At 55.8% G+C, this 14,396-nt stretch carries 13 protein-coding genes and 1 pseudogene; 4 read left to right on the top strand and 10 right to left on the bottom strand.

What is annotated here, in order from left to right:
• Positions 1-357 precede the first annotated feature (357 nt).
• Both J2T55_RS12025 and J2T55_RS12020 read right to left on the bottom strand, forming a co-directional pair.
• A complete protein-coding gene (locus J2T55_RS12025; RefSeq protein ID WP_259057291.1) occupies positions 358-621 on the bottom strand; it encodes a HigA family addiction module antitoxin in 264 nt (87 codons plus the stop codon).
• A gap of 23 nt (positions 622-644) precedes the next feature.
• A pseudogene (locus J2T55_RS12020) lies at positions 645-927 on the bottom strand (type II toxin-antitoxin system RelE/ParE family toxin).
• Positions 928-999: 72 nt separating this feature from the next.
• On the opposite strand from J2T55_RS12020, the gene chrA reads away from it, so the two are divergent.
• From chrA to J2T55_RS12005, 3 genes are read left to right on the top strand one after another with little or no spacing between them, the layout of a single operon-like run.
• Positions 1,000-2,316: a chromate efflux transporter gene (gene chrA, locus J2T55_RS12015; protein ID WP_259057269.1), complete on the top strand. Its 1,317-nt coding sequence runs from the start codon at positions 1,000-1,002 to the stop codon at positions 2,314-2,316.
• The gene (locus J2T55_RS12010) at positions 2,244-2,909 is read left to right on the top strand and encodes a nucleotidyl transferase AbiEii/AbiGii toxin family protein (RefSeq protein WP_310521988.1); all 666 of its coding nucleotides are present in this window, start codon (positions 2,244-2,246) and stop codon (positions 2,907-2,909) included. The genes chrA and J2T55_RS12010 overlap by 73 nt, the downstream gene beginning before the upstream one ends.
• A complete protein-coding gene (locus J2T55_RS12005) occupies positions 2,893-3,099 on the top strand; it encodes a hypothetical protein (RefSeq protein WP_259057266.1) in 207 nt (68 codons plus the stop codon). Before J2T55_RS12010 ends, J2T55_RS12005 begins: the two co-directional genes overlap by 17 nt.
• Before the next feature lie 231 nt (positions 3,100-3,330).
• Here the strand turns inward: J2T55_RS12005 and J2T55_RS12000 are convergent, their stop codons facing one another.
• From J2T55_RS12000 to J2T55_RS11985, 4 genes are all read right to left on the bottom strand, one after another.
• Positions 3,331-3,546 carry an acyl carrier protein gene (locus J2T55_RS12000; protein WP_259057265.1) on the bottom strand — a complete coding sequence of 72 codons (216 nt, stop codon included), beginning with the start codon at positions 3,544-3,546 and terminating at the stop codon, positions 3,331-3,333.
• Positions 3,543-4,562 (bottom strand): hypothetical protein, encoded by a 1,020-nt coding sequence (locus tag J2T55_RS11995; RefSeq protein WP_259057263.1) that lies wholly within the window; start codon positions 4,560-4,562, stop codon positions 3,543-3,545. Before J2T55_RS11995 ends, J2T55_RS12000 begins: the two co-directional genes overlap by 4 nt.
• 720 nt (positions 4,563-5,282) lie before the next feature.
• On the bottom strand, positions 5,283-6,686 hold the full coding sequence (locus tag J2T55_RS11990; RefSeq protein WP_259057260.1) for a mannose-1-phosphate guanylyltransferase/mannose-6-phosphate isomerase: 1,404 nt from the start codon (positions 6,684-6,686) through the stop codon (positions 5,283-5,285).
• Between the two features lie 239 nt (positions 6,687-6,925).
• Entirely contained in the window at positions 6,926-7,846 is a 921-nt protein-coding gene (locus tag J2T55_RS11985) for an aKG-HExxH-type peptide beta-hydroxylase (RefSeq protein WP_259057258.1), read from the bottom strand.
• 527 nt (positions 7,847-8,373) lie between these two features.
• Here J2T55_RS11985 and J2T55_RS11980 point away from each other — a divergent pair.
• Positions 8,374-9,261, top strand: a complete 888-nt coding sequence (locus J2T55_RS11980) for a hypothetical protein (RefSeq protein ID WP_259057256.1) — start codon at positions 8,374-8,376, stop codon at positions 9,259-9,261.
• A 61-nt stretch (positions 9,262-9,322) separates the two neighbouring features.
• On the opposite strand, the gene galU is transcribed toward J2T55_RS11980, so the two are convergent.
• The 4 genes from galU to J2T55_RS11960 form a co-directional block, all read right to left on the bottom strand.
• A complete protein-coding gene (gene galU / locus J2T55_RS11975) occupies positions 9,323-10,204 on the bottom strand; it encodes a UTP--glucose-1-phosphate uridylyltransferase GalU (protein WP_259057247.1) in 882 nt (293 codons plus the stop codon).
• A 154-nt stretch (positions 10,205-10,358) separates the two neighbouring features.
• Positions 10,359-11,603, bottom strand: a complete 1,245-nt coding sequence (locus tag J2T55_RS11970; RefSeq protein WP_259057245.1) for an O-antigen ligase family protein — start codon at positions 11,601-11,603, stop codon at positions 10,359-10,361.
• Positions 11,604-11,750: 147 nt separating this feature from the next.
• A complete protein-coding gene (locus tag J2T55_RS11965; protein ID WP_259057242.1) occupies positions 11,751-13,622 on the bottom strand; it encodes a nucleoside-diphosphate sugar epimerase/dehydratase in 1,872 nt (623 codons plus the stop codon).
• Positions 13,623-13,779: 157 nt separating this feature from the next.
• The gene (locus J2T55_RS11960) at positions 13,780-14,382 is read right to left on the bottom strand and encodes a sugar transferase (protein ID WP_259057240.1); all 603 of its coding nucleotides are present in this window, start codon (positions 14,380-14,382) and stop codon (positions 13,780-13,782) included.
• Between the last annotated feature and the right edge of the window lie 14 nt (positions 14,383-14,396).

Here is a 14,396-nt window from a genome sequence, read left to right as displayed (position 1 = left end):
GAAAACGGCCCCCGAAACCGAGGGCCGTCAGAAGAAATAAAACCCAATATCCCATCCATCCTAAAAAACGCAACTGCCTTAACTGAATGGTATTAGGCCCAGGCCGGGGTTTTTTATTGCCATTTCCTCACCCGGGATGAGCCGCCTTACAGCACGTCCGGCTCATCCAGACTGGCGCGATGAACAGGTGCGCCAACGCCAACTGCCCCGACCCGACACCGTTTAGGCTGTAAGAAGAAGATATTCACATGCTGAATCTGATGGTAACTTTCAAACAAGCCTTTTAAGGTCAGGCGTTACCTGAAAAAGTGTCCTATGCCTTATACGGTCGAATTTACTGAATGCCCTGCAGCTGGTTCAGGCGGCATTCCGGGCGTGTCGGGCCTCTTCCAGATCGTAATCCACCTGCAATCCAAGCCAGAAACGCGGGTCATTGCCGAAATACTCCGCCAGGCGCAGCGCGGTATCAGCGCTGATGGCCCGTTCTCCATGCACGATCTCATTGATGCGCCGTGGGGAAACACCGATTTCGCGCGCCAGACGATTCTGGCTCAGCTCCATGGGTTGCATGAACTCTTCCAGTAATACTTCACCAGGATGAACGTTGGCCAGTTTCTTCATCGCCATAAACCTCGGACCATAATCTAGTGATAATCAACAATGGCGACTTCTCCAAGCCTGGTTGGCATGCCAATGAAAGCATAGACGCCATTGTTCATTGATTCTGATGCTGTATTGTCCTTCTCTGTTACCCTGTAATCGTTCCAGCAGGTTGCCCGGCGGCACGCGCAGATCCCGTAAACTGCCGGCATTGTTCAGCATGCGCAGCTTGCGGCGGGCGACTTGCTGGATACCCTATGGCAGCTTGCGCGAGCGTATGCCAGACCAGATTCGCTCGGCTTCCCTGCCGGCGAATGAAGCAATCATGAATCAACCATAACGCATTGCGTCATATAACGCAATGCGTTATGGTTGAACAACACTTATCAAGGAAGTTCCGTGCCAGCGTCGATCCCTTTCCGTGAAGCCCTGCGCGTCTGGGTCCGCGTCGCCCTGCTCAGTTTCGGTGGCCCCGCCGCGCAGATCGCGGTCATGCATCGCATTCTGGTTGACGAAAAGCGCTGGCTGAGCGAATCCCGCTTCCTGCATGCATTGAACTACTGCATGCTTTTGCCGGGGCCGGAAGCCACGCAGCTGGCCACCTACAGCGGCTGGCTGCTGCACGGTTACCGCGGCGGCCTGACGGCCGGTCTGCTGTTCATCCTGCCCGGCTTTATCAGCATCTTGGTGCTGAGCATCCTCTACGCCGGCTACGGCCAGCTGCCGCTGGTCAGCGCCTTGTTCTACGGCCTCAAGGCGGCGGTACTGGCGATCGTCATCGACGCGGTGATCTGCATCGGCCGGCGCGCGCTGCAGGGGCGTTTGCATATTGTCATCGCCGCACTGGCGTTCGTCGGTATTTTCTTCCTGGCCATCCCGTTTCCGCTGATCATCGTCTCCGCGGCGCTGTGCGGTCTGCTGGCGGCGCATTATTTCAGCGCCGGTCATGCACCGCTGAGAGAACCTGTTGCCGAAGCGGACAGCGCCCGCCAGGTCAGCCCTTCCCGGCTGCGCGCGGTGAAGCTGCTGGCCGTGTTTCTGCCGCTGTGGTTCGGGCCGCTGGCGGCACTCGCCGCCGTGCTCGGCAGCGACAGCGTCTACTTTCAGGAAGGCTGGTTCTTCAGCAAGGCCGCCGTTGTCACCTTTGGCGGTGCCTACGCCGTGCTGGCGTACATCGCCCAGCAGGCGGTGGACATCTACGGCTGGCTGGCACCGGGCGAAATGCTCGACGGTCTCGGCATGGCCGAGACCACGCCGGGGCCGCTGATCCAGGTCGTGCAGTTTGTCGGCTTCATGGGTGCCTTCCGTGACGCCGGCAGTCTGCCGCCGATGCTGGCCGGCACACTGGGTGCCGTGCTCACGACCTGGGTGACCTTCCTGCCCTGCTTTCTGTGGATATTCCTCGGCGCCCCGTACATCGAGGCCCTGCGCGGCAATCAACGGTTAAATGCGGCCCTGTCGGCCATCACTGCGGCGGTCGTCGGCGTGATCCTCAACCTCGCTATCTGGTTTGCGCTGCACGTTGTCTTCAGGGAACTACGGGACTTCGAATACGGCATACTGGACTTCGAACTGCCAATCGCGACCAGCCTCGACCCGTTCGCCGTGCTACTGTGCGCCGGCGCGGTGCTCGCCATGCTTAGATACAAAATCGGCATGCTGACTACACTGCTGGGCAGCGCCGCTATCGGCCTAGTCTACCAACTACTGTTCTAAAACTGGCATCAAACACGGATAATAGCAACCGACCTATGGATTTTCAGCACGCCATCGATGAAGTCTGCGGCCAGCTTGACCAGGCCGGACTGCACTACGCCCTGATCGGCGGCTTCGCGATGGCCATGCGCGGTGTGCAACGCGCCACGGTCGATCTGGATTTTCTGCTGTTGCTGGAAGACCTGGAGAAAGCGGATGAAATTCTCCAGGCAGCCGGTTACAACCGCTATTATCACTCGGACAATATTTCGCACTATCGATCAGAAGCTCCCGACAGCGGCCGTATTGATATATTGCATGCCTTTCGCAGTCCATCGATCGGCATGCTCGATCGCGCAGAACGGCTGGCGATAACCCCTGAACGTAGGGTTCCCGTTTTACAAAGTGAGGACATCATCGGCCTGAAGATCCAGGCGACGGTGAATGATCCACAACGTGAAACGCAGGACTGGCTGGACATCAGGTTGCTGCTACAGTCCGCCGCGCATGACGGCCGATCAATTGACTGGCACCTTATCGGGGACTACCTTGATATTTTCAACATGAGCGGACGACTGTCGGAACTGAAACACTGGTATGGCCAGACTGACTAACGACGAGCGCAGGGCTTTAAGGGAACTGGCGGCACAGCAACATGATGAGCCGCCCTTGACCGATGACGAGCGTTTTGTCGCCCCCACCGCCGAAGCCCGGGCGCGCTACATCCGTTTCGCCACCGAAGCCTCGCGCTTTTACCGGGGCGATAAACCGGTACGCTTCGTCGGCAATCACTGGAAACTTTGAAACCCCAGTAACTATGGATTCCGGCTCTCCCTGCCGGTCGGCCGGAATGACGACGAACCGAACCTTCACCTGTATGAAAAGCCTGTCATTCCGGAAACGCCGCAGGCGTTATCCGGAAGCCGTGCCCAATGTCCGCAGGAGCGGCGATCTCGCCGCGCAAGAATCAGACTACACGACATAGCCTACTTCCATTCGGCTGAGGCGGGTCTGCTGTATCTCCGGAGAATTCTGTTATTTGTGAATTCTCTGATAAAGATGATTAAGCGTGCAATCTATCGGCAAATCACTCGTATCCAGAGAACCATCCAGTTTTTCCTCCAGCTGCATGATCAACTCCATGGCCTCCAGTGAATCCAGATCGAACTGATCCAGTGGCAATTCAAGATCATCGTCTGTAACCGACTTGCCGAGAAAGCTGGAAACTACAGACTTAAAGTTTTCCTTCACAAATCCTCCTTAACAAATTCAGAAAAGGCATTCCTGATAACCCTTTTAGACGGCAGCATCATATCAGTATGGCTATAATCGAAGTCAGCCTTGAACTTTCTGAAAATTTTGTCGGCAAATTGATACCCCAAACAGAAATGTGCACCATAACCAAAAGCCAGACCTATTCTGCTTTTCAACTTCTCACTTCTGTTGGCTCCCGCCAGCAGAAGGTAAGCTAACTGTCCCTCTTTAAAATTGATACCGCCAATCACCGTATCCCTGGTACAGATTCTGGGTATAAAATTAGTAGCCGACACCGCTCGAAAATCTTTTGAATCAGGATTCTCACCTGACAAAATGCTGTTAAGCCAACATGCCATGGTAACAGTCAAAGGATCCCGGCCCATAAGAAGCATGGTCAGAAAAGCTTCGGGATTCTCCCTGATCTCTTTATCCAGGGATAAATCATCATGAGGATATTGTTCATAAAACCCGTCAAGCTCCTTGCTGACAGAGAGAATTCTTGAAGGATTGGAAAAAATATCAAAAACATCTATACCCTTGGATGCAGTTATTTCTTCATAACAGGCATCCGATCCCAACAAGTCTCTAAAGGCTCTTCTAAAATATGAATCCATATAAAGATCCACATAGTCCTTTGTGAATATCCTTTTCGAAGAAATCTCAGGGTGCTCAGGCTCATAACTCAGGACCCTGTCATAAATTTTTTTATATTCATGTCTTAAGACATCATGTGTCTCAGTACGAGCACCCTGTTCCAGAGGTGAATTACTGAAAAATCTGATCAAACCCTGGCTATCGGATTTCAATGAAGCCAGTATTTGACCAAAAATATTTGAATATTTATATTCTTGGAAGGAATCTGATATAAGTATTTCTTTAGCCGGCTCAGGGTCGATGACCACAAATGAGGTTACACCCCTTGATTCAACACTTATGTAGGGATCAGATAATCCGCCAATCTCATCCATGCCATAATTACTTAAAAGTAATTTATGAATCTTATTTTTCACTGAATGAAAATGCATAATCCTATTCTTATAATTCCCGCTTTGAGTGGGACTCTTGGGCTGTCCAGAAAACTCAGGCAAGTCCTACCTGATAGAAGTCCGACAGAATCTATAGAACTGGCAGAGAGCACAAAAGAACTTGGTCTTTTAAGGGCCCCCACTCTTAAAAGCCTGTCTAACTGGATACAAAATGAATTCCCCAAAAAAACACTACAACCGAACCAAGTCCTGATAAGTTCCTGCGCCGGTAGCATACTGGCCACTGAACTGGCTTTTTCTTTAAAGAATCAAGGGCTTGAGCCAAATAAACTTGTACTTATAGATCCACCTGTGAATTTACCCTTTATGCGACACAAACAACTACCAAGACTATTTATTAGTATGATTCATAGATATGCATACGATTCACTGAGAATCTACAAATCCAGAAATTGGCTAACCAGGTGCGAACCATCTTTCAGATATCGCATGCTGTTAAAGCTTAGGGCCACAACTTTTCTATGTACATCTTCTCCCTGCCCAACAGAAATCATTTTGTCTTCAGCTAGAGCTCACTTGATGGAAAGGGGAGTATTCTCTTATGCATTCCGAAACGCAAATTACCACATAATAGATTGCAAGCATTCCGAGTTATTCAGCGGCGAAAAACTAACAAGAATCGGCGCCATTATTAATAATGTTGTTTAATGTCTCCCCACTCCCTTCAGGACCCATACCAAATTTCTAATTGGCTCGACCGTAGGTATCATCCAGCCGCACGATATCATCCTCGCCGAGGTAATCGCCGGACTGCACCTCGATGATCTCCAGCGGCTGGTCGGTGATGTTTTCCAGCCGATGCTGCGTACCGATAGGGATATAGGTCGACTGGTTCTCATGTAAATCGAATACCGCGTCACCGTTGGTCACCCGCGCAGTACCCTTGACCACCACCCAATGCTCGGCGCGATGGTGATGCAGCTGCAGGCTGAGCTTGGCGCCCGGCTTTACCATGATGCGCTTGACCTGAAAATTGGCCTCGGCGTCGATGCTGTCATACCACCCCCAGGGCCGGGCGACGCGCCGGTGCATTACCGCCTGCGGCGATGCCTGTTCGTTCAGCAACTGCACGACCTGCTTGACCTGCTCGGCCTGGCGGGTATCGGCAACCAGCAGCGCGTCCGGCGTATCGATGATCAGCAAATTGTCGGTGCCCAGCGCCACTACGGGCCGGTGCGGCGCGTTGATGTAGGTGTTGCTGGCATTGACTGTATGTCCCTGGCCGCTGACACGGTTGTTGTGGTCGTCCGCCGGGCTCAGTTCGGCGACGGCGTTCCAACTGCCGACGTCGCTCCAGGCACCGGCAAACGGTACCACGGCAACACGGTCATGATGCTCGAGCACGGCATAGTCGATGCTCTCGCTGCGGCAGTCCAGAAATGCCGGCCCACCCAAACGGACAAAACTGCCGTCCTCGGTCTGTTGCGCCACAGCCTGCTCGCAGGCGGTAAAAATATCCTCGGCATGCTTTTTCACCGCGTCCAGCAGCGTCGCCGCCCGCACCAGGAATATGCCGGCATTCCAGAAATAGCCACCGGCCAGCAGCATCTGCTGCGCCTTCTCGGCGGTCGGCTTCTCGACGAACTGTGCCACCCAGCTGGCCGCCGAGTCCAGCGTTTCTCCGCTTTGTATATAGCCGTAGGCGCTACTGGGATAGGTTGGCTGCACGCCGAAAGTGACGAAATAGCCGTCAGTAGCTGCCGGTACCCCGGAGGCCACCGTGCGGGCGAACGCGTCGACGTCGGGGATGTGGTGATCGGCCGGCAGGAACAGCAGCAGATCGTCGGCCGCGCTGTTCAGCGCCGCCACCGTCATCGCCGCCGCCGTGTTGCGCCCGGCCGGCTCGAGGAACTGCCGCCCGTCGATACCGGCGGCCTCCATGGATTCCTGCACCAGGAAACGGTGCTCGTTGTTGGTGATGCAGACGGCGCTGCCGGACAGCGGCTTGACCCGCTCCAGCGTCAGCTGCAGCAGGCTCTTGCCCTCGATCAGCGGCACGAACTGCTTGGGAAACGATTCACGGCTCAGCGGCCACAGACGCGTCCCCGAGCCGCCGCACAGTATGACGGGCAGTATGGAATCAGACATTCTGGCGATTATATATTTTCTTGCGGTTCGGGGCATGCCCGGCCAACACCGACAAACCCAAAATGGATTCCGGCTCTCCCTGCGGTCGGCCGGAATGACAGCTTATTCAATGCCGCGATCAACAAAAACCGCGTCATTCCGGAAGCCGCATGGCGGCTATCCGGAATCTCCTGGTTTGAATCCCCACTAGGAGCAGCGACCCAGCCGCGAACAATGTGGAAGCCTGGCTAATGAGTCGACTAGACACTATCCATGTATTCCCGGGCTTTCTGCATGATGGACCGCCCGGTCGGGGTCAGGTCGGCATGCTCGGCGACGACCGAATAGCCCGCTTCAAAGCCCTGCTTGCTTGCATCGCGCCGGGATTCGGCCTCGGCGAGCTGCGCCGAATCGGGAAAATCACTTTCCAGCAGCCGCGACATGGCCCAGTGCATACGGGCAGAGACAAAGGCCGCGTGATAAATGCCATCCATCGGTCGCGGATCGCGCCGCAGGGGCGAGGTAAACAGCTCGTCATCGGCGTTGAGAACCAGGGGCTCCTCCGTGCAGCAGCCGAACAACAGGCTGTGACTGGCCTCGTGGGCCAGCACATCGATCATGGCCACGTCGGAAGTATGTGACTCGGCATTCAGAAACAGCGCGCCCCAGAGCATGTAGGAAGAACCACCATCAAACGTGTAATCCGAATCGGTATCACCAACCGCCAGGATAATCTCCCGCAGAATGGCTTCCTGTTCCGCGGCCAGATCCGGTAGCACCTGCCGGATAACCTCGCGGGCGTGCTGTAACCGGTCCGCAAAAGCCCGCGTAAGCTCCGGGGCGGGCGGCTGAAAACTGAAGGACTGTCTTGTGTCAGTATCCAGCAGGCGCTTGTAGCGGGATACATGACCCAGTGCCGGATCATCGAGGCCGAGCACACGACAGGATTCCGTCAGGGGATGCTCTGACGCAAGTTCTCCAAAAAGCGCTTCGGCTGTTTCGCGATCGCCGACTGTCAGTGCCGGAACGAGATCATAATAAATACCGAAGGTGGACGCCGGATACCAATCGCCTGCGCGAAGCCCATCTATAAGCCGCTGAAGCGCCGGCGCATCAAAGTCCACCTGGCCGCGGCTCTGCTCGACAATATAATCCAGGCTGTCGGCGAGCCCGCGGCGCATGGCTGCATCGCAGTGTATTCCCTGTTTACCCGTTGGAATAAAGCTGAATGTGGTAGACATCGTGACATTAGGAATGCGAATTTAGAAAAATAAATAAAAAAGGCCGGTCCTTTATAAGCGGGCCGGCCCATTAACAGCAATTGGCATCTGTTTTGACGGAATCACAGCAAGACAGATATACCAAAAGGCCTATTATCAGACATTCTTGGGCATACCTATTTTACTTCCAATCACAGAATTTGCTTTGCTAGCATGAATCAGCCGAAAGCCGAGCAAGTTTTTTGCATTAAGCGATATTGGTTGCATTATTAATCCCCGTGGCAGTTGATTTGTATGCACGATCAATTACATCTTATTGATTCTGCGCCCTAAATGGTAACTGTTCTATTTCATCGGTCAAGTAGTTCAATCATTCTCGACTAAAGATATAACTTATTGATTATAATAAATAAATGATCGTTTTCATAACCACCCGCTCCCACAAGAGAACGCATCAGCGCCTGTTACAGGAAGCCGACGGACTCCCCGTGAGTATCTGGAGCTACGATCGGCTGCTTCGTCAGCGCCGGCTTCCCCCAGCCACATGGATATTCACGGATCTTGATCGACTCGATTTCTGGGAACTCGAGCTGGCAAGTCGGATTTATAATAAACTCAAAGAAAATGGCCAGACCGTTTACAACAACCCAGCGCGCATAGGCGATCGCTATCTACTTTTAAGACAGCTCCATAAAGCCGGTTTCAATCGCTTTAATGCCTGGCATGCCGGAGACAGCGAGCAGCCGGATCGCTACCCGGTATTCCTGCGTACAAATCGTGCGCATCGAGGTATTTTGACGGGCGAATTAATCAATAACAAACAGGAACTCGAACAAGCCATCGAGTCGGCTGTCGCGGATGGCTACCCCTTGCGAGAACTCATTATCGTTGAATATTGCGCTGAGCCAGATATACGTGGACTCTATTATAAATTTGCGGCCTTCCGCTGCGGCGACAGGATTATGGAAACTGCCGGCGTACTTGAAGATAAATGGTCTGCTAAATATGGCACAGTCGGCCTTGCCAATGATAATACGATTAAAGCGGAATACGACAGAATACAGACAACACCAAATGCAGAAGAATTAATGCAGGCGTTCTCCTTCAGCAATATCGAGTATGGCAGAGCCGATTACACGATCATTGATGGAAAAGTACAAATTTACGAAATCAACACCAATCCTCATATTGGTATTATCAGCTCGCCCCGCTATAAGAGCCGGTTGCAGTCTGATAAATTATTCTACAACAAGCTACTCGCAGCACTGAAAGATATGAACTCAAACAAAGGCTCGGTCGCAAAGCTCGATGACTGGGTATTCAGAAAGCAGCGCAGAAAGGACTGGTTCTTCCGTCGCTCGGGCTGGGTGCCCTGATATGTTGCAATAGCAGGCTGACTGGTCGGACATGACTGGCGCCTGCCCGCGGATTCGCCGGCTAGCTGTCCCGGCTGTTGTTCCATCCATCCAGATATTCCCGGAAAGCTTCACCCACCTCGGCGTGCCTGATGCCGTAGTTGAGCGTGGCCTGCAGGTAGCCGAGCTTGTTGCCGCAGTCGTAGCGCGTACCGTCAAACTCGTAACTGTAGATGGATTCCTCCGCCAGCAGCGCGGAAATGGCATCGGTCAATTGGATCTCGTTACCGGCGCCGGTGCGGGTGTTCTGCAGTAACTCGAAAATTCGCGGCGTGAGGATATAGCGCCCCACCACCGCCAGGTTGGACGGTGCTGCCGCCGGTTTGGGTTTTTCGACGATGCTGGTCAGCGGTGCGACACGCTCCTGCAACTCGCCGGTTTCGACAATGCCATAGCGATCGGTCTGGTCTTTCGGTACCCGTTCGACCGCCACCACACTGCCCTGCTGCCGATCGTAGACATCGACCATCTGCTGCATGACATTGCGGCCGTTGCCGGCTATCAGATCGTCCGGCAGGACAACGGCAAACGGCTCGTTGCCCACCGCCGCACGGGCACAGAGCACGGCGTGGCCCAGTCCCAGCGCTTCCTGCTGGCGGATGAATATCGACGTCGTGCCTTCCGGCATGAAATCCGTCACCCGCTCCAGCATGTCGTCCTTGCCGCGCCGTGCCAACTCCGTCTCCAGCTCGTAGGCCTTGTCGAAGTGATCCTCGATCACGCCCTTGCCGCGCGCGGTAATGAAAATGAAATCGGTAATGCCGGCCGCCAGCGCCTCCTCGACCGCGTACTGCATCAGCGGCTTGTCCACCACCGGCAGCATCTCTTTCGGAATGACCTTGGTGGCGGGCAGAAAGCGTGTGCCGAGACCGGCGACGGGGAAAACGACCTTGCGAATACTCATGGATAGATGACCCGGATATTTTTGCGGAATTTTACAGGCTCCAGCCCGTTTCGTCTCGACAGTTCGGCCCGGGGTCGGGCCTCCTACGGACCTGGCGCTTAGCGTATTCCCCATCCCAGTCATTCCGGGCCTGACCCGTAATCCATTGAGAATATTAACGTGTGCGCTCCGTCGCCCGTAGTGTCCCCCACAGTACCACCAGCCAGAAGGCATACATCATCACACCACTATTATGGCGCATGGGGACCTGCGTCAATCCGAAAGCCAGATACGAAAGGGGCAGAAGCATCCCCGCCAGTGCCAGGGCATTGATGCCGTCATGCTCATTACGCACCTTCCCTACAAACAGCAGCAACGGAACGAGGTACAGCGCCAATAACAGACCAAGCCCGACCAGACCCTGTTTGGCCGCCGTATCCAGCAGTTCATTGTGTGCATGGTTGTAGCGCCCGGCGCCCGGGGCTATGACGCCCTTCCCTGCCATGGCCTGCATCTGCTCGACATACTGCTGCTCACCCCAGCCGGTTACCGGTCGCTCGAGAAACAGCTGCCAGGCACCGCGCCACATCTCCAGCCGATAGCCCACGGAAGAGCTGCGCTCCCCGCCGCCAAGGTAGGCCCGGAGTTCTGTACCGGCGCGGTCGATGCGATCCTGAACGCCCGTCTGGGGGATGACATAAACCATGGCAAGCGAAGCAATGATCAGGGCCAGGACACCCAGTCTGGCCTTAACCGACAAATATCGCCCATATCCCCAGAACAGGACGGCGAGCAGCAGCGGCAGCCCGAGCCAGCCGCCACGGGTACCGGTAAACACCGATCCCAGCACCCCGCCCAGCGCACCCAGCCCCAGCGCCAGAACCCACCAGCCGCCATAACGCCGGTTTATCGCCCAGCCCATGCCGGCCAGACAGATGAATCCCATCATCAAACTCAGGTTGCCGTACTGAATCAGGTGCGTATGACCACCGGCACGGACGGCGGCCTCGGCCAGCTTCTGCCAGCCTGCCCAGGCACCCGCAGTCAGGGCGCCGACAGCCAGACCGCCCCAGAGCGCTGGCAGCCGCGGCGGATAAGCAAACAGGAACAACAGCACCGGTACAACCAGCAGGAACCGGACCGGTCGATCCATATCGCCCAGACCGTCGCCGCGCAGGCCGGCATCGATCATGCCCTGGGCCGCGTAAGCGACCAGTACAGCGATGATGCACCAATCGGATCGCTCGAGTTCATAACCCGGGCGGCGCCACAACCAGATGAGGCTGCCCAGTAACAGCAGGACGGCACCAATCGAGTAGCCGCTGGGCACCACCAGCGCCAAAGCGCCCAGCAGAAAAACCGCGGTACTGGCATAAAGGATGGGAGGCGACGAAACGTCGCCGGTCAGCGTCCGTGGCATGGGAGTCTTGTATTATTCAGTTTTATAAAGTGCGCCGGGGAATTCCCGGCTTTTACGCATTATCCGATATTGTGGCGGCGGTATTGCGGCAGCAGTGCCACAACTGCTCATCCAGCTATCAAATAAAGCAGCTGGCCCTATGCTTTATCAAGACACCTTGTGCTGGTGTAACGAAATAATGTTGCCGCCCGCTTCGCCGTCGGTGGCCGGCGATGGCACCAATTGTTCAATCAGTTCCCGCAGCTGCTGCTCTTCGTACTGCGTCGCGGCTTCCTGCATGGCCTGCCATAGTTCATTCAATGCAGCGTGACTGCAGCGCGTATGCCGGGCCAGAAGAATCTTGGGATGGCAGGTTTCGGCGACCATCTCGCCGTCGTGGAACAGCTCTTCGTCAAGCTTCTCGCCCGGCCGCAAACCGGTGAACTGAATTTCAATATCCCGATTCGGCACCTGACCCGACAGACGGATCATCTGTTCCGCGAGATAGGCGATCCTGACGGGTTGTCCCATATCCAGCACGAATATCTCGCCGCCCTCGCCCATGGCGCCGGCCTGCAATATCAGCTGGCAGGATTCCGGAATGGTCATGAAATAGCGCTGCATGTCCGGGTGGGTCACCGTGACCGGCCCGCCTTCGCGGATCTGGCGCTGAAACAGTGGTACAACACTGCCGTCCGATCCGAGCACATTACCGAAACGCACCGTAATGTAGCGGGTAGCCGATTGTCCGTTCATGCTGTCACACAGGATTTCGGCAGCACGCTTGGTCTTGCCCAGCATGTTGATCGGGTTGACTGCCTTGTCGGTCGAGATGAGAACGAACTTCTCACAGGCATGCCTGGCTGCCGACTCGGCCATGTGCCGGGTGCCGATGATATTGTTCTGTACTGCTTCGCGCAGGTACTGTTCCAGGATCGGTACATGCTTGTAGGCAGCCGCATGAAAAATGACCTGCGGCTGATACTGTTCCAGAACCCGGTCCACGGTCTGCCGGTCACAGACATCGCCCAGCACGGCAACCAGGGGGACCTGCGGATAATTGGCCTCCAGATCAGCGTGAATCCGGTACAGGTTGAATTCGCTGCGTTCCACGATAATCAGCTGCGCCGGCGCGAGCGCTGCTATCTGGCGACACAGTTCGGAGCCGATCGAACCGCCGCCGCCACTGACCAGAACGACCTTTTGATGGATGCCCTGGCGGATGGCCGGCCAGTCCAGATCGACCTTGTCACGGCCCAGCAAGTCCTCGATGGACAGTTCGCGCAAATCGCTGAGTGCGGGTCGTCCCGACATCATATCCTGCAGACTGGGCAACGTACGCATCGGCAGGTTCGTTTCTTCACAGGCAGCGACAATGCGCTGCATCTGCTGGCCGGTGGCGCTGGGCACCGCAATGATGATCAGGTCCACCTCATACTGATCGACCACCCGCTTGACCTGGTCAATACCGCCGTAAACCGGCAGGCCATGTACCCGACTACCGGCCAGCTCGGGATCATCGTCCAGGAAACCGACCGGGGCGCCGCCCTCCTCGCGCAACATGTCGCGGACCAGGGTTTCGCCGGCCCGGCCGGCACCAATGATCAAAACCCGTTTCTTCACCGATCGGTCCAGCGTCAGGCGACGATCCTTGAACAATCGGTACCCCAACCGGGGGCCGCCGAGCAGGAGGATCAGAAACAGGGGGTACAGAACCAGGATCGAGCGCGGTATGCCCTGCAGGCGGGTCTGTATGAACAGCACCAGCGATATGCTCAGCGCACCCAGCAGGGCCGCCTTGATGATATTCCAGAGGTCAGGGATGCTGGCAAAGCGCCACAGCCCCCGGTACAGACCGAAGTACCAGAAAACAAAGCCCTGGATGATGAGGATTTCCGGGAGCAGCTGCAGGCTCAGCTCCCAGCGCGGATAGGGGAAGGCCAGATTGAAACGCGCCAGCCAGGCCAGATACCAGGCGACGGCAGCCATGCCGAGGTCGTGCAGAATGATTGTCAGCCGACGATTCAATCCGGCCACCATCAGCGATGCCCCCTGACCGTGATTCCCGCCTGAATTACGCCGTTAGCCGTCATACCGTAAGTAACTTCCTGAGCCAGCAATCATTTACGGCATTATACCAGCACTGTTTCGAAAAATTGACGCTCCCGTCAGCAGATCCAGCCGTTCCAGCCGGGGACTATTTCACAATCCGGTCACCCACACCCCGGCCCAGGAACGTCCAGAAGATATAGCGAAAATAATCATACACGGTCAGATGCGCCAGCATTTCCCGGTCGGTTTCCGCCAGCAGCCGGGGCGTGGACATATCGATACCCTGAATCTGCGCCAGTCCGGTAATCCCCGGCCGCCAGTCATAAACGCCCCGCTGAGCGCGTTCCCTGACCAGTTCTTCCTGGTTAAACAGGCAGGGACGCGGCCCGACCAGGCTCATGTCGCCCTTCAGAACATTCCATAACTGGGGCAGTTCATCTAGCTTGGTGCGCCGCAGAAATCGACCGACAGGCGTCACTGCCGAGCCACTGGCAAGGTGGGTGGCAACCGAGGCCGTATCCGGCCGCATGGTTCGAAATTTGACCAGAGTAAAGGGCTGCCGGTACCGGCCCACGCGTTCCTGTCTGAACAGCGGCGAACCCGTTTCCAGCCAGCCCAAAAGGAGCAGGACAAGCAGCAGCGGCAGCCCAAGAGCCAGCCCCACGACTGAAAACATCACATCGAATACGCGTATGACAGCGGCCTCCAAGGGCGGGCGGACCTTGCCTGACGGCGACATTGAATTCATTCAAAACACCTCAA

This window comes from Methylohalomonas lacus (genome assembly GCF_024808875.1).
GTDB lineage: Bacteria > Pseudomonadota > Gammaproteobacteria > Methylohalomonadales > Methylohalomonadaceae > Methylohalomonas > Methylohalomonas lacus.
Note: the sequence above shows the minus strand (reverse complement) of the source record. Positions and strands in the feature narration are given on the sequence as shown.

Coding starts and splice junctions, on each gene's coding strand:
- galU (WP_259057247.1), bottom strand. CDS start 10,204: ATGAGTATTCGCAAGGTCGTTTTCCCCGTCGCCGGTCTCGGCACACGC.
- J2T55_RS12025 (WP_259057291.1), bottom strand. CDS start 621: ATGAAGAAACTGGCCAACGTTCATCCTGGTGAAGTATTACTGGAAGAG.
- J2T55_RS11960 (WP_259057240.1), bottom strand. CDS start 14,382: ATGAATTCAATGTCGCCGTCAGGCAAGGTCCGCCCGCCCTTGGAGGCC.
- J2T55_RS11990 (WP_259057260.1), bottom strand. CDS start 6,686: ATGTCTGATTCCATACTGCCCGTCATACTGTGCGGCGGCTCGGGGACG.
- J2T55_RS11985 (WP_259057258.1), bottom strand. CDS start 7,846: ATGCGCCGCGGGCTCGCCGACAGCCTGGATTATATTGTCGAGCAGAGC.
- J2T55_RS12005 (WP_259057266.1), top strand. CDS start 2,893: ATGGCCAGACTGACTAACGACGAGCGCAGGGCTTTAAGGGAACTGGCG.
- J2T55_RS11970 (WP_259057245.1), bottom strand. CDS start 11,603: ATGCCACGGACGCTGACCGGCGACGTTTCGTCGCCTCCCATCCTTTAT.
- J2T55_RS11965 (WP_259057242.1), bottom strand. CDS start 13,622: ATGGTGGCCGGATTGAATCGTCGGCTGACAATCATTCTGCACGACCTC.